This window comes from Bacillus sp. EKM420B, assembly GCF_011065565.1.
GTDB classification, from domain to species: domain Bacteria; phylum Bacillota; class Bacilli; order Bacillales; family Bacillaceae; genus Bacillus; species Bacillus velezensis.
In genome coordinates this window covers 189,701-213,727 of the sequence record NZ_JAAMNX010000001.1, presented here as the reverse complement: position 1 = coordinate 213,727, position 24,027 = coordinate 189,701, and the positions used below count along the sequence as shown (strand labels likewise).

32 protein-coding genes and 1 riboswitch are annotated in these 24,027 nt (G+C 48.3%); of the genes, 18 read left to right on the top strand and 14 right to left on the bottom strand.

Translation table 11 applies throughout. The features are described from left to right. Positions 1–20: 20 nt before the first annotated feature. Entirely contained in the window at positions 21–170 is a 150-nt protein-coding gene (locus G9F48_RS01145) for a hypothetical protein (RefSeq protein WP_003155094.1), read from the top strand. Beyond that, positions 170–367 carry a DUF3813 domain-containing protein gene (locus tag G9F48_RS01140; RefSeq protein WP_003155097.1) on the top strand — a complete coding sequence of 66 codons (198 nt, stop codon included), beginning with the start codon at positions 170–172 and terminating at the stop codon, positions 365–367. The genes G9F48_RS01145 and G9F48_RS01140 overlap by 1 nt, the downstream gene beginning before the upstream one ends. A gap of 37 nt (positions 368–404) precedes the next feature. Here the strand turns inward: G9F48_RS01140 and G9F48_RS01135 are convergent, their stop codons facing one another. Continuing rightward, entirely contained in the window at positions 405–866 is a 462-nt protein-coding gene (locus tag G9F48_RS01135) for a BsuPI-related putative proteinase inhibitor (RefSeq protein WP_165408894.1), read from the bottom strand. Positions 867–880: 14 nt separating this feature from the next. Beyond that, entirely contained in the window at positions 881–1,723 is an 843-nt protein-coding gene (locus G9F48_RS01130) for a YitT family protein (protein WP_003155101.1), read from the bottom strand. Between the two features lie 124 nt (positions 1,724–1,847). Between G9F48_RS01130 and G9F48_RS01125 the strand changes: the two genes are divergently transcribed. Then, positions 1,848–2,699 (top strand): DegV family protein, encoded by an 852-nt coding sequence (locus G9F48_RS01125; protein ID WP_014304769.1) that lies wholly within the window; start codon positions 1,848–1,850, stop codon positions 2,697–2,699. A gap of 48 nt (positions 2,700–2,747) precedes the next feature. Then, on the top strand, positions 2,748–2,870 hold the full coding sequence (locus G9F48_RS01120) for a hypothetical protein (protein ID WP_003155105.1): 123 nt from the start codon (positions 2,748–2,750) through the stop codon (positions 2,868–2,870). A 60-nt stretch (positions 2,871–2,930) separates the two neighbouring features. On the opposite strand, the gene G9F48_RS20015 is transcribed toward G9F48_RS01120, so the two are convergent. From G9F48_RS20015 to G9F48_RS01105, 4 genes are all read right to left on the bottom strand, one after another. Beyond that, positions 2,931–3,983 (bottom strand): methyl-accepting chemotaxis protein, encoded by a 1,053-nt coding sequence (locus G9F48_RS20015; RefSeq protein ID WP_437340527.1) that lies wholly within the window; start codon positions 3,981–3,983, stop codon positions 2,931–2,933. 289 nt (positions 3,984–4,272) lie between these two features. Further along, entirely contained in the window at positions 4,273–4,581 is a 309-nt protein-coding gene (locus G9F48_RS20010; protein WP_446697964.1) for a hypothetical protein, read from the bottom strand. Continuing rightward, positions 4,578–5,555 carry a BMP family lipoprotein gene (locus G9F48_RS01110; RefSeq protein WP_165408893.1) on the bottom strand — a complete coding sequence of 326 codons (978 nt, stop codon included), beginning with the start codon at positions 5,553–5,555 and terminating at the stop codon, positions 4,578–4,580. The genes G9F48_RS20010 and G9F48_RS01110 overlap by 4 nt, the downstream gene beginning before the upstream one ends. Positions 5,556–5,726: 171 nt before the next feature. Continuing rightward, on the bottom strand, positions 5,727–6,623 hold the full coding sequence (locus G9F48_RS01105) for a CvfB family protein (protein ID WP_169539338.1): 897 nt from the start codon (positions 6,621–6,623) through the stop codon (positions 5,727–5,729). Positions 6,624–6,722: 99 nt separating this feature from the next. On the opposite strand from G9F48_RS01105, the gene G9F48_RS01100 reads away from it, so the two are divergent. The 5 genes from G9F48_RS01100 to G9F48_RS01080 all read left to right on the top strand — a co-directional run bounded on the left by G9F48_RS01100 (position 6,723) and on the right by G9F48_RS01080 (position 11,382). After that, positions 6,723–7,214, top strand: a complete 492-nt coding sequence (locus tag G9F48_RS01100) for a YajQ family cyclic di-GMP-binding protein (RefSeq protein WP_012117263.1) — start codon at positions 6,723–6,725, stop codon at positions 7,212–7,214. 100 nt (positions 7,215–7,314) lie between these two features. After that, a riboswitch (SAM riboswitch) is annotated at positions 7,315–7,437 on the top strand. A gap of 89 nt (positions 7,438–7,526) precedes the next feature. Further along, positions 7,527–9,368 (top strand): bifunctional homocysteine S-methyltransferase/methylenetetrahydrofolate reductase, encoded by a 1,842-nt coding sequence (locus G9F48_RS01095; RefSeq protein WP_165408892.1) that lies wholly within the window; start codon positions 7,527–7,529, stop codon positions 9,366–9,368. An 81-nt stretch (positions 9,369–9,449) separates the two neighbouring features. After that, positions 9,450–9,890, top strand: coding sequence for a GNAT family N-acetyltransferase (locus G9F48_RS01090; RefSeq protein WP_007409151.1), 441 nt, complete (start codon positions 9,450–9,452; stop codon positions 9,888–9,890). A gap of 198 nt (positions 9,891–10,088) precedes the next feature. Continuing rightward, the gene (locus G9F48_RS01085) at positions 10,089–10,715 is read left to right on the top strand and encodes a pentapeptide repeat-containing protein (RefSeq protein ID WP_128974051.1); all 627 of its coding nucleotides are present in this window, start codon (positions 10,089–10,091) and stop codon (positions 10,713–10,715) included. Between the two features lie 172 nt (positions 10,716–10,887). Continuing rightward, a complete protein-coding gene (locus G9F48_RS01080) occupies positions 10,888–11,382 on the top strand; it encodes a DinB family protein (RefSeq protein WP_165408891.1) in 495 nt (164 codons plus the stop codon). A 45-nt stretch (positions 11,383–11,427) separates the two neighbouring features. Here the strand turns inward: G9F48_RS01080 and iolG are convergent, their stop codons facing one another. The 3 genes from iolG to G9F48_RS01065 form a co-directional block, all read right to left on the bottom strand. Then, positions 11,428–12,459: an inositol 2-dehydrogenase gene (gene iolG, locus G9F48_RS01075; RefSeq protein ID WP_156735216.1), complete on the bottom strand. Its 1,032-nt coding sequence runs from the start codon at positions 12,457–12,459 to the stop codon at positions 11,428–11,430. 225 nt (positions 12,460–12,684) lie between these two features. Next, positions 12,685–13,710: a LacI family DNA-binding transcriptional regulator gene (locus G9F48_RS01070; RefSeq protein ID WP_165408890.1), complete on the bottom strand. Its 1,026-nt coding sequence runs from the start codon at positions 13,708–13,710 to the stop codon at positions 12,685–12,687. A 35-nt stretch (positions 13,711–13,745) separates the two neighbouring features. Further along, positions 13,746–14,609, bottom strand: a complete 864-nt coding sequence (locus G9F48_RS01065) for an AraC family transcriptional regulator (protein WP_165408889.1) — start codon at positions 14,607–14,609, stop codon at positions 13,746–13,748. A gap of 122 nt (positions 14,610–14,731) precedes the next feature. Here G9F48_RS01065 and G9F48_RS01060 point away from each other — a divergent pair, with 122 nt between their 5' ends. Further along, complete coding sequence (locus G9F48_RS01060) at positions 14,732–16,099, top strand: MATE family efflux transporter (protein ID WP_165408888.1); 1,368 nt, start codon at positions 14,732–14,734, stop codon at positions 16,097–16,099. Positions 16,100–16,134: 35 nt separating this feature from the next. Here the strand turns inward: G9F48_RS01060 and G9F48_RS01055 are convergent, their stop codons facing one another. After that, the gene (locus tag G9F48_RS01055) at positions 16,135–16,875 is read right to left on the bottom strand and encodes a squalene/phytoene synthase family protein (RefSeq protein WP_165408887.1); all 741 of its coding nucleotides are present in this window, start codon (positions 16,873–16,875) and stop codon (positions 16,135–16,137) included. Positions 16,876–16,960: 85 nt separating this feature from the next. Then, positions 16,961–18,802, bottom strand: coding sequence for an asparagine synthase (glutamine-hydrolyzing) (asnB, locus tag G9F48_RS01050; protein WP_165408886.1), 1,842 nt, complete (start codon positions 18,800–18,802; stop codon positions 16,961–16,963). A 175-nt stretch (positions 18,803–18,977) separates the two neighbouring features. Between asnB and G9F48_RS01045 the strand changes: the two genes are divergently transcribed. Continuing rightward, positions 18,978–19,520, top strand: a complete 543-nt coding sequence (locus tag G9F48_RS01045; RefSeq protein ID WP_165408885.1) for a DUF2777 family protein — start codon at positions 18,978–18,980, stop codon at positions 19,518–19,520. Positions 19,521–19,762: 242 nt separating this feature from the next. Here the strand turns inward: G9F48_RS01045 and G9F48_RS01040 are convergent, their stop codons facing one another. Both G9F48_RS01040 and G9F48_RS01035 read right to left on the bottom strand, forming a co-directional pair. Continuing rightward, positions 19,763–20,119 (bottom strand): YisL family protein, encoded by a 357-nt coding sequence (locus G9F48_RS01040; protein ID WP_003155128.1) that lies wholly within the window; start codon positions 20,117–20,119, stop codon positions 19,763–19,765. 93 nt (positions 20,120–20,212) lie between these two features. Continuing rightward, positions 20,213–21,118: a fumarylacetoacetate hydrolase family protein gene (locus G9F48_RS01035; RefSeq protein WP_014417375.1), complete on the bottom strand. Its 906-nt coding sequence runs from the start codon at positions 21,116–21,118 to the stop codon at positions 20,213–20,215. A 215-nt stretch (positions 21,119–21,333) separates the two neighbouring features. Between G9F48_RS01035 and G9F48_RS01030 the strand changes: the two genes are divergently transcribed. The 7 genes from G9F48_RS01030 (at position 21,334) to G9F48_RS01000 (ending at position 23,683) form a co-directional block, all read left to right on the top strand. Continuing rightward, a complete protein-coding gene (locus tag G9F48_RS01030) occupies positions 21,334–21,543 on the top strand; it encodes an aspartyl-phosphate phosphatase Spo0E family protein (RefSeq protein ID WP_165408884.1) in 210 nt (69 codons plus the stop codon). Positions 21,544–21,733: 190 nt separating this feature from the next. Continuing rightward, positions 21,734–21,955 (top strand): spore germination protein, encoded by a 222-nt coding sequence (locus G9F48_RS01025; protein WP_003155135.1) that lies wholly within the window; start codon positions 21,734–21,736, stop codon positions 21,953–21,955. Between the two features lie 12 nt (positions 21,956–21,967). Next, positions 21,968–22,204: a spore germination protein GerPB gene (locus G9F48_RS01020; protein WP_003155138.1), complete on the top strand. Its 237-nt coding sequence runs from the start codon at positions 21,968–21,970 to the stop codon at positions 22,202–22,204. 35 nt (positions 22,205–22,239) lie between these two features. Then, complete coding sequence (gerPC, locus tag G9F48_RS01015; RefSeq protein WP_003155139.1) at positions 22,240–22,857, top strand: spore germination protein GerPC; 618 nt, start codon at positions 22,240–22,242, stop codon at positions 22,855–22,857. Further along, positions 22,854–23,030 carry a hypothetical protein gene (locus tag G9F48_RS01010; protein ID WP_003155141.1) on the top strand — a complete coding sequence of 59 codons (177 nt, stop codon included), beginning with the start codon at positions 22,854–22,856 and terminating at the stop codon, positions 23,028–23,030. Before gerPC ends, G9F48_RS01010 begins: the two co-directional genes overlap by 4 nt. Next, positions 23,030–23,425 (top strand): spore germination protein GerPE, encoded by a 396-nt coding sequence (locus G9F48_RS01005; protein WP_003155142.1) that lies wholly within the window; start codon positions 23,030–23,032, stop codon positions 23,423–23,425. Before G9F48_RS01010 ends, G9F48_RS01005 begins: the two co-directional genes overlap by 1 nt. A gap of 39 nt (positions 23,426–23,464) precedes the next feature. Beyond that, on the top strand, positions 23,465–23,683 hold the full coding sequence (locus G9F48_RS01000; protein ID WP_003155143.1) for a spore germination protein: 219 nt from the start codon (positions 23,465–23,467) through the stop codon (positions 23,681–23,683). A gap of 43 nt (positions 23,684–23,726) precedes the next feature. Here G9F48_RS01000 and G9F48_RS00995 read toward each other — a convergent pair whose 3' ends face one another. Next, positions 23,727–24,020, bottom strand: a complete 294-nt coding sequence (locus G9F48_RS00995; RefSeq protein ID WP_003155144.1) for a hypothetical protein — start codon at positions 24,018–24,020, stop codon at positions 23,727–23,729. Positions 24,021–24,027: the final 7 nt, after the last annotated feature.

Sequence of the window (24,027 nt, the reverse complement as noted above, 5' to 3'; positions counted from 1 at the left end):
TATGGAAGGGGGACATTGCAATGGGTAAACGAAACAAATCAAAACGGTTTATTCAGCAAGGCAAGGACTCTGTCAGTCTTCATGACGCAAGATTTCCATATCGGTCTACATTAGAGGAAGCACAGCATGATGCAGCAAAAGATTCGGCTGAAAGGCAGGTTGACTTTTAATGAGAAACGAACTGTTTTCTCAAGCCAAGTCATTTGTCCAGCAGGCCGTCATGATTGCTAACGGTTTCGAGGACGGCGACCAGGAAAAAGCTGTCTCACGCGCCAAAAATGCCGTGTCTTCCGCGTACGCCAATTCGACGGATGCAGAACGTCAGCAGCTGCACCAATTTCAGGATCAGCTGGAGAAATTGCAATAAAAAAAGGCGCCCCGTTTGAGATGAGGGCGCCGCTTTTTTATTTTACTTTAAATGTTTTTACCGTTTTCAGTCTTTTTCCGATCTGATCGGACTTCCCTAAAAACGTCACCGTCACCGTGTATGTTCCCGGACCGGGCACGTTCTTCCACACATCTGAAAAGTCATACGTTTCATTCGGCATTAAGGTCACGGTCTGAAACGCCTGAGTAAACATTTTGTCTTTTGAATAGCGGTACAGTTCTTTGTGATGTTGGTCATGTACGGTCAGTTCGAATTTCTGCCCTGAGCTGAATGTGAAATCGATCGGGCTTTCGCTTTTGTTTTTTAAAGACATTTGAAATTCGATCTGCTGATCTGTCTGCACAGGATTTACGGCTAATTCCGCTTGCTGTTCATTCATCTCTCCGGATACCTCCTCAGCGGGCTCCTTCTGCCCGGATTGACTGCTGCATCCGATCAATAAAATGACCGGTAATAACAGGCCAAACAGCCACTTCATTCTATCCGCTCCTATCAGTCTTTTCTGAAGAAACCAAAGATCCCCGTCGTTTGCACGATGTTAGTGAAGGCTTTCGGGTCGACTTCTTTTACGATTTTCTCAAGGTCATACAATTCGTACCGCGTGATGACGATGATCATCATTTCTTTCTGTTCGTTTGTGTAAGCGCCTTTTGCCGGCACCGTCGTAATGCCTCGGACCATTTTCCCGTAAATCGCTTCTTTGATTTCATCAGCTTTTTTTGTAACGATCATGGCGGTCAGTTTCATGTGGCGCGTGTGAATGGCGTCAATCACCCTTGTTGTGACATACAGAGCGACAAGGGTATATAATGCTTTCTCCCATCCTTGCAATAATCCTGCCGTCAAAATGATAATCCCATTCAAAATGAAGAAATATGTGCCGACCGGTTTATCCTTCCATTTGGCCAGCACCATCGACACGATATCAAGACCGCCTGTCGAAGCGCCGAATTTCAGCGTTAAACCGATGCCGATAGCTGAGATGACTCCTCCGAATACGGTATTCAGAAGAATATCGTGTGACAGTCTCATTTCCGGGAGAATCCCCATAAAGACGGACGTCAGCGCTACGCTTAATATGCTGTATACGGTGAATGATCTGCCGACTTTCAGCCACCCTAACACACCGATGGGAATGTTTAAGAGGAACATGAGAACTCCTGTCGAAATATAAAAGGGGGCGTATTGATCAACGACGCTTGACAGCAGCTGGGCGACACCGGTAAAACCGCTGGCATATACATTCGCCGGTATCAGGAATAAATTCAGTCCCGCCGCATACAGAAACGCGCCGATGACGACGATTGCTAATTTTTTTACTTGTTCTAGTACCATGGCTTGCTCCTCCGCTCATTTTCATTATTAGCTTTTCCCTTAAAATAAAGTTTTGAACACTATTTTGCCAAATTTATATGATATAGTTGGCATACTCTCACCAACCGGAAAGAAGGGAATTATGATGACAGTTCACCTTATTGCTGACAGCGCCTCTGACCTGCCGAAATCTTATATTGAAGAAAACCGGATCGGGTTCATTCCGCTGCACGTAACACTTGACGGAAACGAATATGAGGACGCGGTCACCATTCAGGCGGATCATATCTTTCAAGCGATGCGGGACGGGAAAGTTCCGAAAACATCCCAGGCATCACCGGATACGATAAAAAAAGTATTTTTACAATACGCGGAACTGGGAGAACCGGCGATATACATCGCCTTTTCCTCAGGTCTTTCCGGCACCTATCAGACGGCCGTAATGATCGCCAATGAAGTAAAAGAGGAATTTCCCGATTTTGATTTACGGATTGTAGATTCCAAATGCGCTTCACTGGGATGCGGCCTCGCGGTGATGCACGCGCAAACACTCTGTGTTAACGGGAATACAATACAAGAAATCGAAACGTCTGTAAAGAACTTTTGCGCACGGATGAAACATATATTTACGGTCGATGACGTCGCTTATCTCGCGCGGGGCGGCAGAATTTCAAAAACGTCCGCTTTTGTCGGGGGGCTTTTGAACATCAAACCGATTCTGCATGTGGATGACGGCAGGCTCGTGCCGCTCGAAAAATTGCGCGGACAAAAGAAACTGTTTAAACGGATTATAGAAATGATGAAGGAAGAAGGCGGCGATTGGGCGGATCAAACCGTGGGAATCAGCTATGCAGATAATGAAGAGACGGCGATTGGGATGAAGGAAATGATTGAAGAAGCGTTCCATCCGAAAGAGATCATTCTTCATTCAATCGGCTCTGCGATCGGCGCCCACTCCGGGCCGGGCACGCTCGCGATTTTTTTCCTGAAGCCATAATTTCAATGCGGGCGGGCATCCTAACGGACAGAAGGGAGGCTTTGCCGCATGAAAGATGATGACAAAAAACCGTTGGACAATAACGCCGTAAATCAGAAAAAGAACCGGCTTGCCGAAAAAAACCGGCAGGCGGGAAAAAACCAGAATTCCAAAAAACCGGACCATCTGTAAAAGCAAAACAGCCCTCTTGTCTTAGAAGAAAGAGGGCTGTTTTTTGCGCACGGATGTCCGTTACAAAGTAAACCGGCGGACCTGATCGTTTAACCGCTCTGTCAGGCTCACCAGATTATTGACGCTTTCCGCCATTTTATGAAAAGAAGACAGCTGCTCAAGCGCGGAGGCAGAAATCTCTTCGCTTCCTGCAGCCGTTTCCTGAACGACGGCGCTGATGCTTTCGGCATGATGCAGCACTTGCTCACCAAGCTGTTTCGATTCGATGATCCGTCCGTCCAATTGAGTAAGCTCCGCCTTAATATGGGCGGCTTTTTGTTCAATATGGGCGAATGATTCTGACGTTTTCTCCATCAGCTCCTGCTGTCTGTCCGCTAAAGCGACGCCGGTCGTGACAGCTCCGGTAATGGATGTGATGCCGTCTTCAATTTGCTTTACCATATCGAAAATCTGCGCGGTCGCTTTGGCTGATCCGTCTGCGAGCTTCCGTATCTCCTCGGCAACGACGGCAAATCCTTTTCCGGCCTCGCCTGCTCTGGCCGCCTCGATTGCGGCGTTTAAGGACAGCAGATTGGTCTGGCCCGCAATGTCGGAAACGGTCTGCGCCATCATACTGATGCCTGCCGCATGCTCTATGAAGAGATCGGCGGCTTCGGAAATCTCTTTTGATGTCTCATTGCTTTTATCAATGGCTTGCTTGGTCTCGGCTAAAGCACCTCGCCCCGCAGCCACCGCCGCAATCGTCTCTTCGCTGCTTCTCGTCGTTTGTTTTGAACGTTCGGCGTTCGCCTTTGAATGTTCATCCATTTGTTCAATGAATTGCACCGCATGCTGCAGATCTTCTGAAATGGTTTGGGAGCCTTGCGCCATTTCTTCCGTCGACACGGACACCTGCTCGGTCATGTCCTTCAGCGTCTGGTTTTCCTTCGTCAAACCTTCCGCAAAAGTCTCGACTTCACGGCCGACCTCTCCGATCGCCTGAATTAAGGTGCGGAGCTGTTCAGCCATCATTCCGAATGAGTCATTCAGCTCTTTCAGTTCGTCCTTCCCTTTATAATCAAGCATTTCAACAGCAAGGTTCCCTCCTGCAATACGGCGGGCATTTTCAGCCATGCGGCGGATCGGCCCTGCAATTCTCTTCGTCAGCCTGATGGAAGATATGACGGTGACGGCAAGTATCACGATGGTCAGCACGGCTGCGCTGTAAACGATAAACTGAATCTGGTCAGCCGTCTGCTTCTGCATGTCTTCATAGTGATCCCGGCTTTTCAGATTCAGCATATAAATATCATTCAGAAGACCGTTGATGCGGGCCGCCGTCCTTGTCGCTTCAGCCGGGCTTTTCGAATCAAGAGCAGCGTCCGCCTCCGCCTGCCACGATTCGTATTTTTTGGCGAGTTTGTCATAAGCAGCTTTGTCCGCATCGTCCGTCATCGTTTTTTTGAGCGCCGCCAGTTTGTCTGAGCTGCTTTTCATATAGCTTCGTACCTCTTCTTTCTGGGCGTCTGCGAGCGTATAGGAATAGCCGGTGATGCTTCTCTTTTAACGTATTAAGGTCAGCTTTTGCTTCCTGGACGTGTAACAGCGCGTCCACTTCATCTTCATTTGAAGCCTGAATCTTCATCATGTTTACGATGGTAAAGCCGATGACGGCGGCGAAGCAAATCATCGTAACGGCTGCGTTAACGAGCAGCCTTGTCCGTAATGTCACTTCAGATCGCCTCCTTTTTCAATCAGACTGTTTTTCATATCCGTGATCTTTTTCGTCAGCCCGCCTGCGTTTTTGACAACTCTGATCTTGGCTAAGTCCATGCCGTTTTCCTTCAGTCCGTAAACGATCTCACCGCTTTTGATCTCCTTGTTGTCTTTTAAATCTTTCGCCAATTCATAGATGACATGGTCGACGTTTTTCACTAAAGAAGAGATAACGGCGTGCTCAGCGGTGTAATATTGATCGCTGTCAACACCGATGGCGTATACTTTTCGCGCCTCCGCTTCTTTCAGTGCGCCGACACCCGTGAAGCCGGCCGCCGTAAACAGGACATCGGCTTTTTTTCGGATCATGTTTTGGGCGATGCGCTTCCCGAGCTTATCATCATCAAACGTACCGCTGATTTCCGACAGCACGCGGATTTTCGGTTTGACTGATTCCGCGCCTTTCAGATAGCCTTTCTTAAACCGTTTAATGACGTCGGCATCTGAACCGCCGATAAATCCGATCGTGCCGGTTTTGCTCGTCATAGCCGCCAGCGCTCCGGCTAAGAAGCTTCCTTCATCCTCTTTAAACGTGACGGAGGTGACATTATCCAGGTCTGATACGGAATCAATCAGCACAAACCGCTGCTTCGGATATTTTTTGGCGACCTTTTCTAAATCCGCCTGCATGCTGTAACCGAGCCCCACAACAAGATCATTGCCTTCCCGGACAAGCTGGGTCAGTCCTTTTTCGTACGTACCGGTGTCTTTTATTTCTCTGTAATCAAATGTGATGCCGAGCTCGTCTCTTGCTTTCGTCAAACCTTGAAAGCCTGAATCATTAAATGATTGGTCGCCGAGGCCGTTGTCTGTCAGCATGATGCCGATTGTTTTCGTTTTTTCGGCCGCCGTCTCCTCGGATTTGCCGGCACATCCCGCCGTGCTGAGCGCAAGCAGCAGTACAGCCGCAAATATCGCCATTTTTCTCATTGAAACTCTCCTTTTGTTTTTTTCTATAGTTATATATCGGTTCGGATATCAGAATATTTTATTTCAATAAAATATGTATGTTCGGCAGGATGTTAAACAAATGAGGGATATAGGAGCTTTTGAGAAAATAAAAAACACCGGTTTTGGTTCACCGATGTTTTTGCAGAAAATTTATTGTTTTTCGTATGTCCAGCCGTCTTTCTGATACACTTTGCCGTTTTTCATCAGGTGCCCGAGCGCCCGCTTAAAGGCGGCTTTGCTTAAATGAAACCGTTCGCGGATATCGTCAGGATCGCTTTTGTCTCCGTAAGGCATCGCGCCGTTTCTTGATCTCAGATAGGTCAGAATCTCCTCCGCGTCAACCGAAAGCGCATCCTGCTTTCTCGGCAGCAGGGACATGTTGACGGAGCCGTCTTCCTTCACCTCGATGACACGCCCCGTCACGCGGCTGCCGAGTCTAGGCTCTTCTTTTCTTTCTGAAGGGTGAATAAACGCGCGGATGCCTTCATCGGTTATCAGAAAAGAGCCTGATGCGATCAGTCTGTACACCGTGCCTGTCAGGTCTTTATTCATGACGTCTTCCTCTGCATCCGTAAATAATTCACTGATGATATCCTCAGGCGCCGGCTTGGCAAACATGCGTCCGCGGCTTGTCACCTTCAGCATGCAATACAGTCTGTCGCCTTTTTGCGGCCAGACGGATTTGTACGGAGGCAGGTGCTCCGTTGCGACGAGCGCGTCTTTTGACAGACCGACGTCGACGAATACGCCCATATCCTCCACAGCGTCCGTCACTTCCACCCATCCGTAGTCATAAAAGCTGATGAGCGGCTTTTTCATCGTCGCCGCGAGTCTTTCCTGATGATCGACGTAAATAAATACGTCCACTTCATCTCTGTCTTCAATATCCTCTGTAATTTCACTGTTATGTAAAAGAACCGTATCCTCGCCGTCGGTTAAAAAATAACCGAAATCGGTTTGGTGATCTATACTAAGCGTGAGCTGCTGCCCTGGTCTCATGTTATCGTCCTTCCTGATTCGCCCGTATGGGGCTGATGTTTTTCTCATTTTTTCCAATATGCATAAATTCATGCTTTATGCAGTTGGACATTTCTCTTTATTCTACTATAATCAACTCATAAGTGAAATGTTATAGGAGGTTTTCTCATGGCAAAAGAAAGTTCTTTTGATATTGTATCCAAAGTTGAATTTCCCGAAGTGCAGAATGCGATTCAGATGACGCTGAAAGAAATCGGCACGCGCTATGACTTTAAAGGATCGAAAAGCGATGTAACTTTAGAAAAGGAAGAACTTGTCCTGATTTCTGATGACGAGTTTAAACTGAATCAGCTCAAAGATGTGCTGAGCGGCAAGCTGATCAAACGGGACGTGCCGACGAAAAACATTGAATACGGCAAAATCGAAAATGCCTCAGGGGGCACGGTGCGCCAGCGCGCGAAGCTTGTACAGGGCATTGATAAAGACAACGCCAAAAAAATCAACGCTGTGATTAAAAACTCCGGCTTGAAGGTCAAGTCTCAGATTCAGGACGACCAAGTGCGCGTCACCGGAAAAAATAAAGATGATCTGCAGCAGATTATTGCAGCCGTCCGCGGGGCAGACCTGCCGATTGACGTTCAATTTATTAATTTTAGATAAATTATGTGATTCCTATTGATTATTGTCTCTATTTTCGGTAAATTTGGAGAAAGGGATTTTCACAGTTAAGTTTTGGAAACCCATGACAATTATATGAACGTTCTTATCAAGAGAAGCCGAGGGACTGGCCCGACGACGCTTCAGCAACCGGTGTAATGGTTTAACCCAAACCATGACCAAGGTGCTAAATCCAGCAAGCTAAAAACAGCTTGGAAGATAAGAAGAGAGACAAATGATTACAAAGTCTTCTTCTTAAGAAGACTTTTTTTATTTCTCTTTTTTCCTTGCTGAATGTGACGAAGGAGGCAAACAATGGGACTATTACAAGACTTAAAAGAACGGATTTTAATCGGAGACGGCGCGATGGGCACTCTCCTCTATTCCTACGGCATTGACAGATGTTTTGAGGAACTGAACGTATCAAAGCCCGAGGAAATCAAGCGGATACATAAGGCTTACGTCGAAGCCGGGGCAGACATCATCCAGACAAATACGTACGGCGCGAATTTTATTAAGCTCTCAAGATACGGACTTGAGGATGAAACGAAAAAAATCAATCAGGAGGCGGTCAGAATCGCGCGCGCTTCCTCAGACGGCGCTTATGTATTTGGAACAATGGGCGGCATCCGCACCTTTAACAAAAACGCCTACAGCCTGGAGGAGATTAAACGCAGCTTTCGGGAGCAGCTTTATTTATTGCTTCACGAAGAGCCGGACGGTCTGCTCCTGGAAACATACTATGATTTAGAAGAGGCGCGCGAAGTGCTGAAGATAGCGAGAAAAGAAACGGAACTTCCGATTATGCTGAACGTATCCATGCACGAACAGGGCGTGCTGCAGGACGGAACACCGCTTCGGGAAGCCCTCAGGTCAATTGCCGATCTTGGCGCTGACATAACGGGAATCAATTGCCGGCTCGGCCCGTACCACATGATTGAAGCGCTCACCGAAGTGCCGATTTTCCGTGACGCTTATTTATCGGTCTATCCGAACAGCAGCCTTCCGTCTTTAGAAGAAGGCCGGCTTGTTTATGATACGGACGATGCCTATTTCCGGGAGAGCGCCGTACAGTTCCGCACTCAGGGCGCGCGCATTATCGGCGGCTGCTGCGGTACGACGCCAAACCATATCAGAGCCATGGCTGAAGCGGTCCGCGGACTTTCTCCCGTCACTGATAAAGAAGTGAAAATCAGACGGGAAGAAGAAGTCATCTCCGTCCGGAATGAACGGACCGAGCCTGGTTTAAACGAAATCGCCGCTCAAAAACGGTCAATTATCGTAGAGCTTGATCCGCCAAAAAAATTGAATTTTGACAAATTTCTGCAAGCGGCGGCTGAATTAAAAGAAACCGGCATAGAAGCGCTGACGCTCGCCGACAATTCATTGGCGACACCGCGGATCAGCAATGCCGCCTGCGGTTCATTGCTGAAAGAACGCCTTGATATCCGTTCTCTCGTTCACATTACATGCAGAGACCGCAACATCATCGGCCTTCAGTCACATTTAATGGGGCTGGATACGCTCGGGCTCACCGACATTTTAGCCATCACGGGTGATCCTTCAAAAATCGGCGACTTTCCGGGGGCTACCTCCGTCTATGATTTAACGTCCTTTGACTTGATCAGGCTGATTAAACAATTCAACGAGGGCATTTCTTTATCAGGGAAACCGCTCGGCAAGAAAACGAACTTTTCCGTAGCCGGAGCATTTAATCCGAATGTCCGCCATCTTGATAAAGCAGTAAAACGGCTGGAGAAAAAAATCGAGTGCGGAGCTGACTACTTCGTGTCCCAGCCTGTCTACTCGGAGCAGCAGCTCATTGACATTCATCATGAAACGAAACACCTCAAAACACCTGTGTATATCGGAATTATGCCGTTAACGAGCAGCCGCAATGCAGAGTTCATTCATCATGAGATCCCGGGCATTAAGCTGTCAGACAGCATCCGGGAAAAAATGGCGCTCGCCGGCGAAGACAAGCAAAAGCAGAAAGCCGAAGGCCTCGCCATCGCCAAGTCGCTTCTCGACACGGCGTGCGAACTGTTTAACGGAATTTATTTAATCACCCCGTTTCTCCGTTCTGATTTGACATCAGAACTTGCAGCTTATATTAAGCAAAAGGATGAAAAGCGGGCTGATGTATATTTGCATTGACGCGGAAGAGGCCGCCTGATATGACAGGCGGCTTTTTCATGGTACGATACAGAAAAAGAATCAAGCAAAGGAGGATTTTTTATGGTTGAAGTAAAACCCATCACCGCAGAAGACACATACGCGATCAGACACAGCGTGCTGCGCCCCCATCAGACGATTGAGGATTGTAAATATGATCAGGACAGCGTCAAAGGAGCATTTCATCTCGGAGGTTTTTACGACGGGACATTGATCAGCATCGCTTCTTTCTACCCGCAGAACCAGCAGGCTTTACAGGCGGCGCCCGCCTACCAGCTGCGCGGCATGGCGACGCTTGAAGAATACCGGACGCAAAAAGCGGGAAGCACGTTAATCGCCTATGCGGAACGGAAACTGGCAGATATGGGGGCGGCGCTTGTCTGGTGCAACGCCAGATGTCACGTGAAGGGATATTACGAGAAGCTCGGCTGGAAAAGCACTGGCAGCCCCTTTGACATACCCGGCATCGGCCCGCATGTGATCATGTATAAAGAACTCGCCTGAAACAGACAAAAGCCCTTGGGGACATGTCTCTAAGGGTATTACCTTGAATGTCACGTCTGCTTTTATATGCGACACTATTGACGCCCTCCCGCTTTTTTAATACCCTTTGTGCATTACGCAACAGCAAGGATGGCAGGCAGAAAGCGATATCTGCCAATTGCCGATTTCAGCTATTATGTTTAGAAAAGGGAGTATGAGATGAATACGATCCAAAAACCGAAAATCCCGAAAGAATTGCCGGTGCTTTCTTTCACTGAAGCGCTTCAGGATGAGGAGCTCAAAGAAGTCATCATTGAAAACGGCATCGTAAACGGCAAACTGGACGGCCTGCGTGCCGAAAAAGTCATTTTCAGAAACATCGTTTTTACGGATGTCTCTTTCAGACATATGGAATGTACGGATGTCCTGTTTGACAAATGCGATGTCTCAAACGCTGATTTCAGCGGAAGCATCATCCATAGAACGGCGTTTCAGCATTCAAAACTTCTCGGCTTGAATCTGGCGGATTCCGCCATGCGTCATGTACGGTTTGAAGACTGCCTCGCAAATTACAGCTCCTTCAGCTATTCCAATATGAAGCATGTCCGTTTTGACTCGTGCGGCCTTTCAGAAAGTGAGTGGAATGATTCCGTTCTTGAATACACAGATCTTGACGTCTGTGATTTGAACGGCGCAAACTTCATCGGCACGTCTCTTTTTAATATGGATATCAGCACGTGCACATTTGATCATCTGCATGTCTCGCTTGATAAGCTGAAAGGATGCCGCATCTCTCCGGCGCATGCCGTTACATTCGCAGAAGCGCTCGGAGCCATTGTGACGTGATCTTTTATTAAACGAAACGGCGGATACAGGCGGCCGGCTCCTCGGCATCCTGAATCAATGCTCGGCATTGGTGATGTGGGGTGCTGCTTTTTATTTTGCGGCGCTTTTGTTTCGATAAAAGGAATTCGGCCAGGCCATGTTGAATGTACCGGAAGGAAGAGGGGGAATTGGAATGTCAGACATTTTAAAGCTGTATCACTACCACAGATGGGCAAATGAGCAAGTTATTCAGCATCTGAAGACCCTGCCCGCGGCAAGCTTACAGCAGGAACTGGATAGTGTTTTTCCGACTTTGAACGCCGTGCTTGTGCATATATGCCGGGCTGATTACATTTGGCTTCACGTGCTTTACGGAGAAACTTACGAACAAATCGTCTCGCAATTTGATCAATTTGAAAAGCTTGACGGAGATTTTGAGGCGGTTGAACATAGAATGACTGAACTGGACAAAGAATACAGCGAATTTTTAAGAGACTTGGAGAACACGGAAGGCCCGATCTCCATTTCTCATCCGCGCATGGGAACGCTCCGGACGACATATGCCGATGTGATCCGGCATATAGTGAATCACGGCACATACCATCGCGGCAATATAAGCGCGATGCTTCACCAAATGGGCTATAAAGGCGTGCCGACAGACTACATTTTTTTCTCATACGAATCATAAAAAAGCAAAGGCCTCCCGTGCCTTTGCTTTTTCACTTCGAATCTATCATAATCCGGCATAGTTGGGGGCGCCCGGGGTAAGCTTTACAGGCCTTCCGGTTTTAAAAGATTCCGTCGCGGCGATCCCGATTTCTAAGTTAATCGCGGCATCGATGTCTGTCACAATCGGCGTTTCCCCTTTTTTCACACATTCGGCAAAGTGCTCAAGCTCCAGACGGTAAGCGTCTTTAAAGCGGGCTTGAAAATCCGGAATAATTTCGTAGCTGCTGCCTGACTCCGTTAAAATGGTGACATGGCTGTTCCGCAGCGTGCCGACTAAAATGCTTCCCGCCGTCCCGATAATTTCCGCGCGGATGTCATGGCCGTACGGAGAATTTCGGCTTGCCTCCACATCGCCGGCCGCGCCTGAATCAAACTCAAGATACGTTAATGCCTGATCGACATCGCCGCACTCCTCCATGAACGGGTGCTTTAAAACCCTCCCGTGCCCGCTCACGGACGTAACCTCGGCATTCATAAGATATCTTGCGATGTCGTAATCATGAATCGAGCAGTCAATGAAAAGCCCTCCGCTATGTTTGATAAATTCCGCGGGCGGTGCGCCTTGATCTCTTGTAAATCCTTTATAATAAATGGGTCTGCCGATTTCCCCGGCGTCGATTCTTCTTTTCGCGTCGGCGTATGCCGGGTCAAACCGCCTCATAAAACCGACCTGGCAGATGACGTCCGTTTCTTCGATTTTTTTCATGACTTTAATCGATTCCTCAAGACTCAGGGTGAGCGGCTTTTCAACAAAGATATGCTTGCCGTTTTCAGCAGCCTTCATGATCATTTCCGCATGTGTGCTTGTCGGCGTGACAATGATGACGGCGTCAATCGTGTGATCTTCCAGCAGTTCATACGGGCTCTCCGTCCATTTGGCGATTCCTAATTCTTTCGCACACGCTTCCGCCTTCCCCTTCATCGGGTCACAGACGGCCGCAAGTTCGGCTCCCCGCACTTCGCCGGCTAAATGCTTCGCATGAAAATACCCTAATCGTCCTAATCCCAGCACCGCACATCTGACTTGATCTGTCATCTATCACTGCTCCTTTTTTCTTGAGGCCGCATGCCGCAATGGCGCAAGCGGTTTCCCTTATTAAACAGAAATTATTATTTTGAAAGCGCTTTATTTATAACTCAAGCTGTTGGCTTTCTTTGCTTGCAATCCGCAGTCTTTGCGCAAGCGCTTTCTCAAAAGCTGTTTTAATTTTACAATGCTTTTCGCTCGTTTGACAATGTTTTTCACAGAAAAAAACGCGCCTTATTGCTGAGGGCGCGTTTTTACCGGTGCCGTAGAATGCCTGATGACGAGTTCCGGAGATAAAATGATTTTGCTTTTTGTTTTTTTCTTCCCTTGAATCTCATCAATGAGAAGTTCAACGACGCGCCTCCCCATTTCGCGGATGGGCTGAGAAATCGTCGTGAGCGGCGGTGCCGTCATTTCAGCGAGAATGGTATTGTCAAAGCCGATGACGGACAAGTCTTCCGGCACCCGAATGCCCCGGGAGCGCGCCGCCTGTATCGCCGCACATGACAAGACATCATTAAAGGCGAAAACGGCGGTCGGAAGGTCTCTGTCAAACAGCTCGCCCGCTGCCTGTTTTCCGCTTTCCAGCGAATATTCCGTCGGTATGATCAGCGATTCATCTAGTGTCATCCCCGCTTCCCGCAGCGCTTTTTGAAAACCTTTGATTCTGTCTCTTTCACCCGTGGTCGAGCCGTTTCCGACGATACAGGCGATTCTTTCATGGCCTAAAGATATGAGATGCTCAGCCGCCTTATAGCCGCCGAGAAAGTCATCGATAATGACGACGTCCATCGGCGCGAGCGGTTTATCCTGCGTAATCATCGCAAGCGGGATGCCCGATTTCACAATATCATCAAGCGCCGTGGCGCTGTCATCATGATCAAGTCCCGTCGCGAATATAATGCCGTCCGCCTGCTTCTGCCGCAGCATCGAAAAATACTTCGTTTCTTTTTCAGGCTGATAATCGGTGCTGCAGATAATGATATGAAACCCAAGTACACCGGCGCTGTCTTCAATGCTTTTCGCCAGTTCCCCGAAAAACGGGTTTGAAATGTCCGGGGTGATCAGGCCGATCATATTCGTCTTTTTGCCCGTCAAAGCGGATGCGTGAACATTCGGATGATAGTCCATCTCCTCCATGACACGGAGCACCATCCGGCGGGTTTTGTCACTGATCCTCCCCGTATTGTTGATGACCCGCGAGACGGTCGAGATGGAGACGCCCGCTTTTTCGGCCACGTCGTAAATTGTCATTTTCATGCTTACCGATCCCTCTTCTGTTCTCTGGTATTAGGTCAGTCCGTTTTCCGGCTTACAAATTTGCGGTATTCAAGCGGCGAAATGCCTTCAATCTGTTTAAACAGTTTGGAAAAATAGGTTGGGTCCTCCATGCCGATGGCGTCTGCGATCGCCCCCATTTTGTCATTGGTTGCGGACAAAAGACGTTTCGCCTCCGTCATTCTGACTTTGTTCGTATACTGGCCGGGCGTGACGCCGAGCACCTGCTGCATGCAGCGGGTCACGTAGTCTTGGTTGTAATGAAGAGCCGAAGAGAGCGCTTTGATGGTTGTTTTCTCCTGATAGTGCTCCTGCAGGTACCGGGCGGCCTCCCATGCGACTCTTTCCTTTGCGGACGGGATTTGGAACGCTTCTTTCTGAAGATGGAGCAGCAGCTCTTCAAACAGAATCTGCTTTCTTAGCGGCAGGTCGGAGTTCTCGGCGCTGTCATCTGTCAGCACACTGAATTGCCCGGCCATAAACTGCGGGCGTCTCACCTTCCCTTTTTGCGGCAGGGACAGCCGGTAGCGGGACGGCTCTTCAAAGCTCCCTTTTTTTCGCCTCAGCTCCGACCAGTTGTTCCCGGTTGTTTCCGTCATCTCATAATCCGCTCCTTCAAAATGAAGCCACGAATAAGATGTCGTTTCTTCACTGCCTTTTGTTCCGTAATGTTCAAGCCCGGGAGAAAGCAGAATATATTCTCCCGCTTCAACGGAAAAGGCGTTTTCGTCTTCTGTAATGTAGAGGACGCCTTCTTTCACATACAGCAGATCAAACACCGGGAAGACCCGTCTCACATGGGTTTCGCCTTTTTTGAACACTCCTTCTCCCGCAGCGATAAAGGCCGGGAACGGAGGGACTGTGAACTCGAGAAAGGACATATTTCCGGCCCTCCTTTTTAAGTCGGATTTTTGCAAGAAGTTTCGTTTCTCTCCCTTTTTATTATAAGAAAATGGAGGTACACTTTTAAACGTTGATTTTTTCAGGAAAGGGGTTAAAAGAAATGAAACAAGCGATTTTAAAACGGGCTGCATTCAAACAATCCTCTGATCACAAACTCTCATTATACGCGCTGACTTGGCCGATATTTATTGAGGTTTCATTATATATGTTTATGGGAAACGCCGACACTCTTATGCTTAGCCAATACTCTGACAACAGTGTGGCGGCCGTGGGTGTCAGCAATCAGATTTTAAATTTAATTATCGTGATGTTCAGCTTTATCGCAACGGGTACGACAATTGTGATTTCACAGTTTTTAGGATCTAAACAGAAAAAAGAGGCGCAGGAAGTGGCTTATGTATCAATAGGAGCGAACTTTGTCATCAGTCTCGCCATCAGCGCCGCCATATTTTTTGCGGCCGTTCCGCTGCTTCATGTGATGGGTCTTTCCAATGGATTGATGCCGGATGCCAAAGTCTTTTTGCAGGTGGTCGGCGGGCTGTCCTTCATTCAGGCTTTGATTATGACGTTCAGCGCCATTTTAAAAAGCTACGGTCATACGAAGGATACGATGTTCGTTACAATCGGGATGAATATTTTAAATATTGCCGGAAACTTTCTTGTCATTTTCGGGCCGCTCGGCCTTCCGGTGTTAGGCGTCGCCGGTGTTGCGATGTCAACGTCCTTTGCGCGGATCATCGGGCTGATCGCGATGATTGTGATCGTCAAAAAACGCATCGGACTCGGTCTGACATGGCAAAAGATTTTTCACGTCCATAAAGAGCACTTGCGGAAACTCCTGAAAATCGGGATTCCGTCTGCCGGCGAACAGCTGTCTTACAACATTTCACAAATGGTTGTCACTTATTTTATCGCCATTATGGGCGCTCAGGCGCTTACAACAAAGGTTTATACACAAAACATCACCATGTTTATCCTGCTGTTCGGAACGGCGATCAGCCAGGGCACACAGATTTTGATCGGCAGATATATCGGCGCCAAACGGTTTGACGACGCTTATGACCGCTGCATGAAAAGTCTGTACTGGGCGCTTGGCATTGCCGCTTTGACATCCGTGATCATGACCTTGTTTTCAAAGCAGCTGATCGGAATCTTCACAAGCAGCCCTGACATTATTGCGACGGCGAGCATGCTGATCGCCATGACGATCATTCTTGAGCCCGGCCGTTCATTTAATGTCATTATCATCAACTCGCTGCGGGCTGCCGGAGATGCAAAATTCCCCGTCTACATGGCGATGATTTCCATGTGGGGTATCGGACTGCCTCTCGCTTATCTGTTCGGCATCCATTTCGGATTGGGGCTTATGGGCATCTGGATTTCATTTATCGCGGATGAATGGGTCAGAGGCATTCTTATGTACAGAAGATGGCGGTCGCGGATTTGGATTCAAAAAGGGATTGCATAAACGCCCGGAGCTTCGTTAAGAAGCCGGGCGTTTTTTTATGCTTGCGAAAGCCGTTTTCTCATGTCTCCGAGCTCTGACCGGTAATGTGCCAGCAAACCGGTAACGGCGGGCCTTGAGTATAACGGAAACAGCTCCAGCTCTTCAGACGCCTCCTCGAAATACGCCTCAGCCTCGAATGCGATGTACTCCCATACATTCATAAAAGCTTTGTTGACAGTACGGCTCTCCAGCTCTTCTTCCGTATAGCCGAATTGCATCATCACCTGGCGCGGGAGACGCTTTTTCGACCGCTCATCCGTATGGACCCCCAGAAGCACCCGGGTCAGCTGAATGGCTGCTCCTAATGAAACGGCTGCATGGCGGAGTTTCTCTTGGTTCCGGCGCGCGCAAACCGGAAGCAGAAGCAGGCCGAGGGCTCCGCCTGTTTGGCCCGCGTACATCAGCAGGTCATCAAACTCTTGATACGTTACTTTTTCTCTGTCAGAGATGTGGCCGGCGATAAACTCACGCAACGGCTCTTCTTCAAGCGCAAATTGCTGCCGCACATCGGTGAGCGCCTCCCACAAAAAGCCGTCGGCGCGTGCCCCGTTCAGAAAGTCTTGTGCCGCCTGTTCAAATCCCCCAAGTTCCTGCACATCAAGCCGATCAGCTTCGTGAAACAAAGCAAGCACCGCCCATGCGGCCCGCCTGTTTTTTGGCGGCAGGGATGAGAAAGTCCGTTTATATAAAGGAAAGTGCGCCTCGGCAAGCTGGGCGCATGTTTCGTATTCGGTCATGGTATCACTCCTCTGTTTTTTAGTGTACCATATGTTTCACAATAAAAAGACCGATATCCTTCAGCGGAAACCGGTCGCGGCACTGTTATTCTTCTATATCGATACGGTACGCCTCAAACCATGTATGGATCTGGGCAAGATGGGCGATCAGCTGCGGGCCTTTCATCAGCTGGCCGAACCACGGCACCTGAAAAGATGAACCTTCTGTCTCCAGCAGCATTTCCAGCTTCTTTCTGTCAAGCAGGGTGTGAAGCACGGAATCTTTCTGTTGCAAAATCGTTTTCAGCCATTCTGTGACCCCCTGCGTGTATTTCGGGTGATGCGTTTTCGGATAAGGGCTTTTTTTGCGGTACAAAATATCTTCAGGAAGCAGTCCTTCAAGCGCTTTCCGCAAAATGCCTTTTTCCCGGCTGCCATGCATTTTCATTTCCCAAGGAATATTCCAAACGTATTCCACAAGTCTGTGGTCGGCGAACGGCACCCGTACTTCAAGACTTGCGCCCATGCTCATGCGGTCTTTGCGGTCGAGCAGATTTGTCATAAACCAAAGCATATTTAAGTAGAACAGCTGCCGTCTCGCTTTATCTGTTCCCGTCTCACCGTCTAACAGCGGCGTTTCCGCAATGGTTTCTTCATATCTCGCATTCACGTATTCTCTAAGATTCAGCCGTTTTTGCCACTTTTCATCCAAGAGCGTGACCCTCTCCTCAGTCGACCTCATCCAAGGAAATCCGTCTTCTTCTGCCGCGGTGTGAAACCACGGATATCCGCCGAAAATTTCGTCCGCGCATTCTCCGGAAAGACTCACGACAAAATCTTTTTTAATTTCCCGGCAGAACCATAATAGCGATGAATCAACATCAGCCATGCCCGGCAGGTCTCTGACGAGAACAGATTCCTCCAGATGTTCAACCAGCTGATCCTGCGTAATCACGCACTTATGATGCTGTGTGCCGAATGCATTTGTCATTTTATCGATCCACGGGCCGTCATCATTCGGCTGAAAGGCGCTCGCTTTAAAAAATTTGCTGTTCTCCTCATAATCAATTGAATAAGTATGAAGGGGATCTCTTCCTTGTTTCTCAAAATGAGCGGCGGCTATCGCGGTTATCGCGCTCGAATCAAGCCCCCCTGATAAAAACGTGCAAACCGGCACGTCAGATACGAGCTGGCGTGTCACTGCATCCTGAAATAAGTACCGAATGTGAGCGGCGGTTTCATCGAAGCTGTCTGTATGCTTTTCGCTCTTTACATTCCAATAACGCCATATGGACAAACCGTCCTTTGAGAAAGTGAACGCATGAGCGGGACGCACCTCGTAAATTCCTTTAAACACCCCGCAGCCCGGAGTTCTGGACGGCCCGAGTCCGAATACTTCCGCAAGTCCGCCGCTGTCTGTGCGGGCTTTCACATCAGGATGAGCAAGGATGGCTTTCAATTCCGACCCAAACAGAAAGGAAGAGCCGTGTTCTTTATAAAAAAACGGTTTGACGCCGAGCCGGTCTCTTGCCCCGAACAGCCGCTTGCGCTTTTCATCCCAGATGGCAAAAGCGAAAATACCGTTCAAGCGGTCCACGCACTCCTCCCGCCACTCAATATAGCTGTGCAGCAGCACTTCTGTATCAGAGGTCCTCTCAAAACGGTGGCCCCTCGCCTGAAGCTCCTTCCGCAATTCCTCCGTGTTATACAGCTCGCCATTATAAATGATGGTGTACGTTTCCTCTTGATGCGTGCAGGCCATCGGCTGGCGGCCGCCTTCAATGTCAACGACCGAAAGTCTTTTATGTCCGAATAAAACATGGGGCTCTCCCCAGACGTTTGAATCATCAGGCCCTCGTTTTGAAAGAGTGTCTATCATATTGTTCATAATATGTTTCTCTTGGACGAGCTGCTTTTGAAAATCGACCCAACCCGCAATTCCACACATGTGATATCAGCTCCAATCCCGTTTCTGTCGGTATCAAATTCGTTTCTATCAGCACTTTACCCAGTTTATGCAAAGAAACGCAGATAGTTGATTTGTCCCACTAAGAGTTGTATGAGACAAGCCCGATTTGGAAAGAACGGAAGAGAAGAAACAAACAAAGGAGACCGGCACGGTTATGAAACGAAAACAGCTTTTCTCAGAAAAAAACAAATGGGGGCGCGGCACACTGATGATAGAGGACGGCATCTGCCTCGTCGAAAACGATGAAGGCGATATCCTGCTTGCAGACAGTCTAGGAAACGCAGCCGTATTGTTGAAACGCGACGGCCGATGGCAGCCGGCACGGATTTGCGGCGGTTCGGCCGAAATCGGCGCAGACATCATCCCCCTGCTCGGCGGGGAAGAAATCCGTTATGAAAAAGCGGTCAAACGGCCGCTGTTAACCTTGCTCGATTCGCTGGACGATGAAACGTTTCTGCTGTTTCTCAGCCATCTGCACGGGTTCGGCCTGTCTGTATATGATTGTGTATTTTCCTACAATCAGGCGCTGTTTTCCGGTGAAGGCGTTTCGTTTTATCACTTCTCGGCGGATGACGCACAATGCGCCCTGCAGCATCACCGCGGCAGCTCGGGTAAACACGACAGATTTGAATGGACGGCATCTGACGGGCGGCGCTCCATTATGTATTCTGCGGCAAAACAAGACGGCACCGCGTAACAAACAGGCGGCACCTTTTAAATAGGTGCCGCCTGATGTATTCAGCTTTGTTTTTCACGCTGATTGACGGCCGGCGTTTGCTTTTACCCATCACAGCCGCAGCTTTTGCGGCAACAAGAGTGATTGACGCTTTTGGCATCCTGCACATCTCCTTCGCCTCATCAACACGGTATTTCTCATTCAGCGGCACAGTTGCGCAACTAAAAAAAACCCGGATGCATCCGGGTTTTTCAAGCGATTGATTAAAATACGTGAAAACCGATCGGCAAGTGAAGGCCGAGCAGCACCGTCAGGACGAGCACGATAATAAAACCGATCCACAGTCCGCCGGTTGATTTGCCTTTTTTCTTACGGATGACGAGCATTTCCATCAGTCCGATGGTAATGATGCCGAGCAGCATTTTTCCGGCGTACTCTCCGTTCCAATTCGCAAAACGGACAAAAAGCTCAGCTCCGGTCAGAATAATAATAATGTAGAATAAGCGCAGAATCATATGCGTAATTTTTGCGCCCTTCGCTTTTCCGGCACCGTACAGCCCGTAGCTGACAAACACCAGGATAAGCGCAACGACCCATGAAGTAATATGCCAATGTGTCATTATGTTCAATTCCCCCTATCAGATCAATCTGCCTCACTTATGGTACCACAACAAGCCTCTCGGAGCATTATCAATCGTGCGAAAGACACACAATTATCCGATTTGGTTCGACAGCGTGCCGATCGGTTCAATTGTAATGTCAATACGGTCCCCCGGCTTTAAAAATTTCGGCGGCTTAAATCCTTTTCCGACACCGGACGGCGTCCCCGTCGCTATAATGTCACCGGCTTCAAGCGTCATTCCTTTTGACAGCGTCTCGATTAATTCAGCTATCGGAAATATCATGTCACCCGTTGATCCTGATTGGCGCAGTTCTCCGTTCACCCGCGTTTCAACTTTCAGGCTTTGCGGATCGCTGACGGCCGACTTATGTACAATGACCGGGCCCATCGGGCATGTTGTATCGAGGCTTTTGCCGATAAAAAACTGTTTATGTTTTTTCTGCAGATCGCGCGCTGTGATATCATTTACAATTGTATAGCCGAATATATGATCAAGCGCATGTTCTTTGGAGATGTGCGATCCGCTTTTTGATATGATTACCGCAAGCTCCCCTTCATAATCAAGCTGCTCCGTTACATCCAAGTGGCTGTTCACTGTTTCTCCGTGTCCTGTAACGGCAGCCGGGGCTTTCGTAAAAACCATGGGATGCTCCGGTATATCCGCCTCACTCCCCATTTCAACGGCATGATCACGATAATTTTTCCCGATGCAGATCACGTTCTTTGAAGGTCTCGGAATAGGCGCGCAAAGCTTTACGTCAGACAGCGCATACATAAATGAACCCGATTCGTCATTCGGTTTTTTCGCCCATTCCGCAAGCTGTCCGGCATGCGCGACAAACTTATCTCCTTTTTGAATGCACTCGATCAGCGAACCCGGAATCGTCTCAAGTTCAAACAATTTTTTTTCAGCCTTTTGCAGATCTAAGATTTTGTCATCATCAATAATCAGACCGACAAATTTTCGGCTGTTCAGTTCCCCTGTCGCAAATTTCATGTTAATCCCCCATCATTTTTAAATGGCATTCCTTTATGTATTCTTCCTCCGGGCGGGAAATCCCTCTTTTAAACAGGCTGAAAATAAGTGTAAAAGAGTATCAAAAATTGTCACTTTTTTAGTCATATTGACGAAATAAAACCTTCTTGGCCAAAATGGGTTATACTATTATCATCCTATGTTTTCCAAAATAATCGAGAATTGGAGATCACACGATGAACAAAATTGAAGAAAAAAGATTAACTTTATTCGAGACAGCGCAAAAATTCGGAATCAATGCGACGGAGACCATCAGGTGCAGCCAGGAGCTGGACAGCCTTTTAAACGGGTGCCGGGGCGGGCTCATCCAACAAACGAAAGACAGCGGGACGAACCCGGCCGCACAGATTCAGCACGGCCGCGAAAGAAAAGAGGCTTTCTCATAAACGTGATATGTATATAAATCTGTATCATTTATGTATAAGACCCGGCATGCGTAAAGCGCCGGTGTTTTTTACGTCTAAAGTTTTTTCCGCTCACAAAAATGTGCATTTGTCATAAGCTATTTTAGGCAGGCAGCCCAGATAAGCTCCTGGAGTGCAGTCATGAAAATCTTCACGAAAAGGATGTGCTCGTATGCCCGCAATTGTCGGAGCGTTTAAAATTAATGCCGTCGGTACGAGCGGAGTCGTTCATATAGGCGACTGCATCACCATTTCTCCAAAAGCAGAGGTTAAGACATTTGCCGGAGCGGGCAGCTTCAATACCGGAGACAATCTCACACTGACGAATTACAGGAATTCAACGAATGTGTACGATAATGATGTAATCGATCAGCCGATGGCAGGAAACGCATAAAGGAGGCGCCGTATGAATTTTTACGTCAATCAGTCGATCCATATCAATTACATGCGTGTAGAATCTGTCAGCAATTCCTCCATACTGCAAATCGGAAGCGCCGGTTCAATTAAATCTCTTTCCAATCTGTACAACACAGGGAGTTATGTTGAGCCGGCGCCGCCTGTCACCGCGGGGCAGCAGGCTGTAACAACAGGGGGAGGTCCCGGCACCTCATCATTTGTACCGCTCCAGCCGCCAAGCCGGTAGTTTTAATGAAGGAAACGAGACGCGAGGTGAATGTCATGTATGATCAATCCGTTTCATCCTACCTGCAGAATTTAAATTCTTTCGTCCAGCAGCAGGCGCAGCAGATTCAGGAGCTCGAACGGCAGCTGAAAGAATTCCAAAATGAAATTTCAACGCTGAAGCAGCAGCCTTCTACAAGAATCGATCGGCTCGAGTATAAATTTGATCAGCTGAAAATTGAACGGCTGGAAGGAACACTGAATATCGGATTGAATCCGACAGATCCGAATGCCGTGCAAAACTTCGAAGTCGGCCAGACATCTCCGCAGGTCGGAATGATGCAGCAGGAACAGGCGGGCCAGCAAATGCAGCAAATCCGTCAAAACGTCGATATGTACCTGAATGAAGAAATCCCCGCGCTTTTAGAGCAGCTCGAAACTCAGTATGAGAGCAGGCTGGACGAAACGAACAAATATCATATTATTGAAGATATCAGAAAGCAGATGGACAGCCGGATTCAGTATTATCTGTCCCATGTCCCGAAAGAAGAAAATACGGCGCCCGCGCAATATGCCGAGCAGATTGCCGAACATGTAAAACGTGATATTGTCAGGGCCGTCGAGCACTTTATTAAACACATACCTGGTGAAATGAAAGGTGATGATCCGTCATGATTTTTACAGTGATTAACCGGAATATTGAAGTCGGCGACATCCGGTCTACCGGTGTATCCAGTTCTTCCTTATTATTAATCGGCGACACCGATTCCGTCTATCTGTCTTCCATCTTTGATACGCCTCCGGAATCTCTTATTATCGGGCCTTATGTGCCGCTGGCGCCGGAATAATGTTAAAGCGCATTTCACGCCTCCGGAACGCCAAAATCAATTCAGTCGGGATTGCGAGTGTCTTTCAAGCAGGCGATACGAATGAAATCAATATGCGGATCAAAGTATTGGCCGATCAGCGCAGTCTTGCTGTATACAGAGATGATGAAGGCTCATTTAACAAAAAAGAATACCAGATCTTTCGGCAGCCGGCCGTCATGCCGTTACCGGAAACAGGAGTCCAAAGCGCATTCTGCCATGAAAACCCTTCAATTCGGGTAAGAAATGTGAAAGTTCAAGGGGTATCGTCAGCGTCCGTGGTTCAAATCGGATCGACGTCGGTCGTTCTGGGAGATTCGCGGCTGAAACATATTAGGCAGATCTTCACGCCAAGCTCACAATCACAGCAGCCCTGACATATAATGACGGTGAGACTTCTATAAAGGGTGTCGTTTATGCCAGCAATTACCGGACCTATAGCTATCAATTCCATATCGGGCGGAGTCGTAAACTTTGGTGATTCCTTTTACCTTTCTCCAAAAAGCTCTTCTAAATCTGCGCTCGGTTCGGGAGCAGGCAATACCGGAGATTTCCTGTTATTAAACAACGTTGTCAATGCGACAAACTATATAGACCCCGATGTCAGCGATCAAAATGTGGTCGGAAACGCCTAAAAAGCAGCCGCTCTTTCAGAAGAGGGCTGCTTTTGGTTCAGCGTTATTTTCGTTCATTTGCTTTTTTTGTTTTTACAAGCTTTTCCGGCGGCTGTTTTCTGATCCATTTCACAAACCGCGCGAGTTTCGGGTCACGCCGCAGCTCTTCTATTCCCGCGAGTCTTGCCGCAAGCTCCTGATTCGTATAGAGCGCGTGAACCTGTTTATGACAAGGGATGCAGAGCATTGCGGTCGGAAGGAATGTCCCGCCTTCTTCCTTAGGCGTTAAGTGGTGCTCCGTCAGCCGCACATGATGGCGGCCGCATAATTCACATGTGCCCTCGGCAGAATCGGCCATAATTCCT

Coding starts and splice junctions, on each gene's coding strand:
- G9F48_RS01145 (WP_003155094.1), top strand. CDS start 21: ATGGGTAAACGAAACAAATCAAAACGGTTTATTCAGCAAGGCAAGGAC.
- G9F48_RS01140 (WP_003155097.1), top strand. CDS start 170: ATGAGAAACGAACTGTTTTCTCAAGCCAAGTCATTTGTCCAGCAGGCC.
- G9F48_RS01135 (WP_165408894.1), bottom strand. CDS start 866: ATGAAGTGGCTGTTTGGCCTGTTATTACCGGTCATTTTATTGATCGGA.
- G9F48_RS01130 (WP_003155101.1), bottom strand. CDS start 1,723: ATGGTACTAGAACAAGTAAAAAAATTAGCAATCGTCGTCATCGGCGCG.
- G9F48_RS01125 (WP_014304769.1), top strand. CDS start 1,848: ATGACAGTTCACCTTATTGCTGACAGCGCCTCTGACCTGCCGAAATCT.
- G9F48_RS01120 (WP_003155105.1), top strand. CDS start 2,748: ATGAAAGATGATGACAAAAAACCGTTGGACAATAACGCCGTAAATCAG.
- G9F48_RS20015 (WP_437340527.1), bottom strand. CDS start 3,983: ATGGCTGAAAATGCCCGCCGTATTGCAGGAGGGAACCTTGCTGTTGAA.
- G9F48_RS01110 (WP_165408893.1), bottom strand. CDS start 5,555: ATGAGAAAAATGGCGATATTTGCGGCTGTACTGCTGCTTGCGCTCAGC.
- G9F48_RS01105 (WP_169539338.1), bottom strand. CDS start 6,623: ATGAGAAAAACATCAGCCCCATACGGGCGAATCAGGAAGGACGATAAC.
- G9F48_RS01100 (WP_012117263.1), top strand. CDS start 6,723: ATGGCAAAAGAAAGTTCTTTTGATATTGTATCCAAAGTTGAATTTCCC.
- G9F48_RS01095 (WP_165408892.1), top strand. CDS start 7,527: ATGGGACTATTACAAGACTTAAAAGAACGGATTTTAATCGGAGACGGC.
- G9F48_RS01090 (WP_007409151.1), top strand. CDS start 9,450: ATGGTTGAAGTAAAACCCATCACCGCAGAAGACACATACGCGATCAGA.
- G9F48_RS01085 (WP_128974051.1), top strand. CDS start 10,089: ATGAATACGATCCAAAAACCGAAAATCCCGAAAGAATTGCCGGTGCTT.
- G9F48_RS01080 (WP_165408891.1), top strand. CDS start 10,888: ATGTCAGACATTTTAAAGCTGTATCACTACCACAGATGGGCAAATGAG.
- iolG (WP_156735216.1), bottom strand. CDS start 12,459: ATGACAGATCAAGTCAGATGTGCGGTGCTGGGATTAGGACGATTAGGG.
- G9F48_RS01070 (WP_165408890.1), bottom strand. CDS start 13,710: ATGAAAATGACAATTTACGACGTGGCCGAAAAAGCGGGCGTCTCCATC.
- G9F48_RS01065 (WP_165408889.1), bottom strand. CDS start 14,609: ATGTCCTTTCTCGAGTTCACAGTCCCTCCGTTCCCGGCCTTTATCGCT.
- G9F48_RS01060 (WP_165408888.1), top strand. CDS start 14,732: ATGAAACAAGCGATTTTAAAACGGGCTGCATTCAAACAATCCTCTGAT.
- G9F48_RS01055 (WP_165408887.1), bottom strand. CDS start 16,875: ATGACCGAATACGAAACATGCGCCCAGCTTGCCGAGGCGCACTTTCCT.
- asnB (WP_165408886.1), bottom strand. CDS start 18,802: ATGTGTGGAATTGCGGGTTGGGTCGATTTTCAAAAGCAGCTCGTCCAA.
- G9F48_RS01045 (WP_165408885.1), top strand. CDS start 18,978: ATGAAACGAAAACAGCTTTTCTCAGAAAAAAACAAATGGGGGCGCGGC.
- G9F48_RS01040 (WP_003155128.1), bottom strand. CDS start 20,119: ATGACACATTGGCATATTACTTCATGGGTCGTTGCGCTTATCCTGGTG.
- G9F48_RS01035 (WP_014417375.1), bottom strand. CDS start 21,118: ATGAAATTTGCGACAGGGGAACTGAACAGCCGAAAATTTGTCGGTCTG.
- G9F48_RS01030 (WP_165408884.1), top strand. CDS start 21,334: ATGAACAAAATTGAAGAAAAAAGATTAACTTTATTCGAGACAGCGCAA.
- G9F48_RS01025 (WP_003155135.1), top strand. CDS start 21,734: ATGCCCGCAATTGTCGGAGCGTTTAAAATTAATGCCGTCGGTACGAGC.
- G9F48_RS01020 (WP_003155138.1), top strand. CDS start 21,968: ATGAATTTTTACGTCAATCAGTCGATCCATATCAATTACATGCGTGTA.
- gerPC (WP_003155139.1), top strand. CDS start 22,240: ATGTATGATCAATCCGTTTCATCCTACCTGCAGAATTTAAATTCTTTC.
- G9F48_RS01010 (WP_003155141.1), top strand. CDS start 22,854: ATGATTTTTACAGTGATTAACCGGAATATTGAAGTCGGCGACATCCGG.
- G9F48_RS01005 (WP_003155142.1), top strand. CDS start 23,030: ATGTTAAAGCGCATTTCACGCCTCCGGAACGCCAAAATCAATTCAGTC.
- G9F48_RS01000 (WP_003155143.1), top strand. CDS start 23,465: ATGCCAGCAATTACCGGACCTATAGCTATCAATTCCATATCGGGCGGA.
- G9F48_RS00995 (WP_003155144.1), bottom strand. CDS start 24,020: ATGGCCGATTCTGCCGAGGGCACATGTGAATTATGCGGCCGCCATCAT.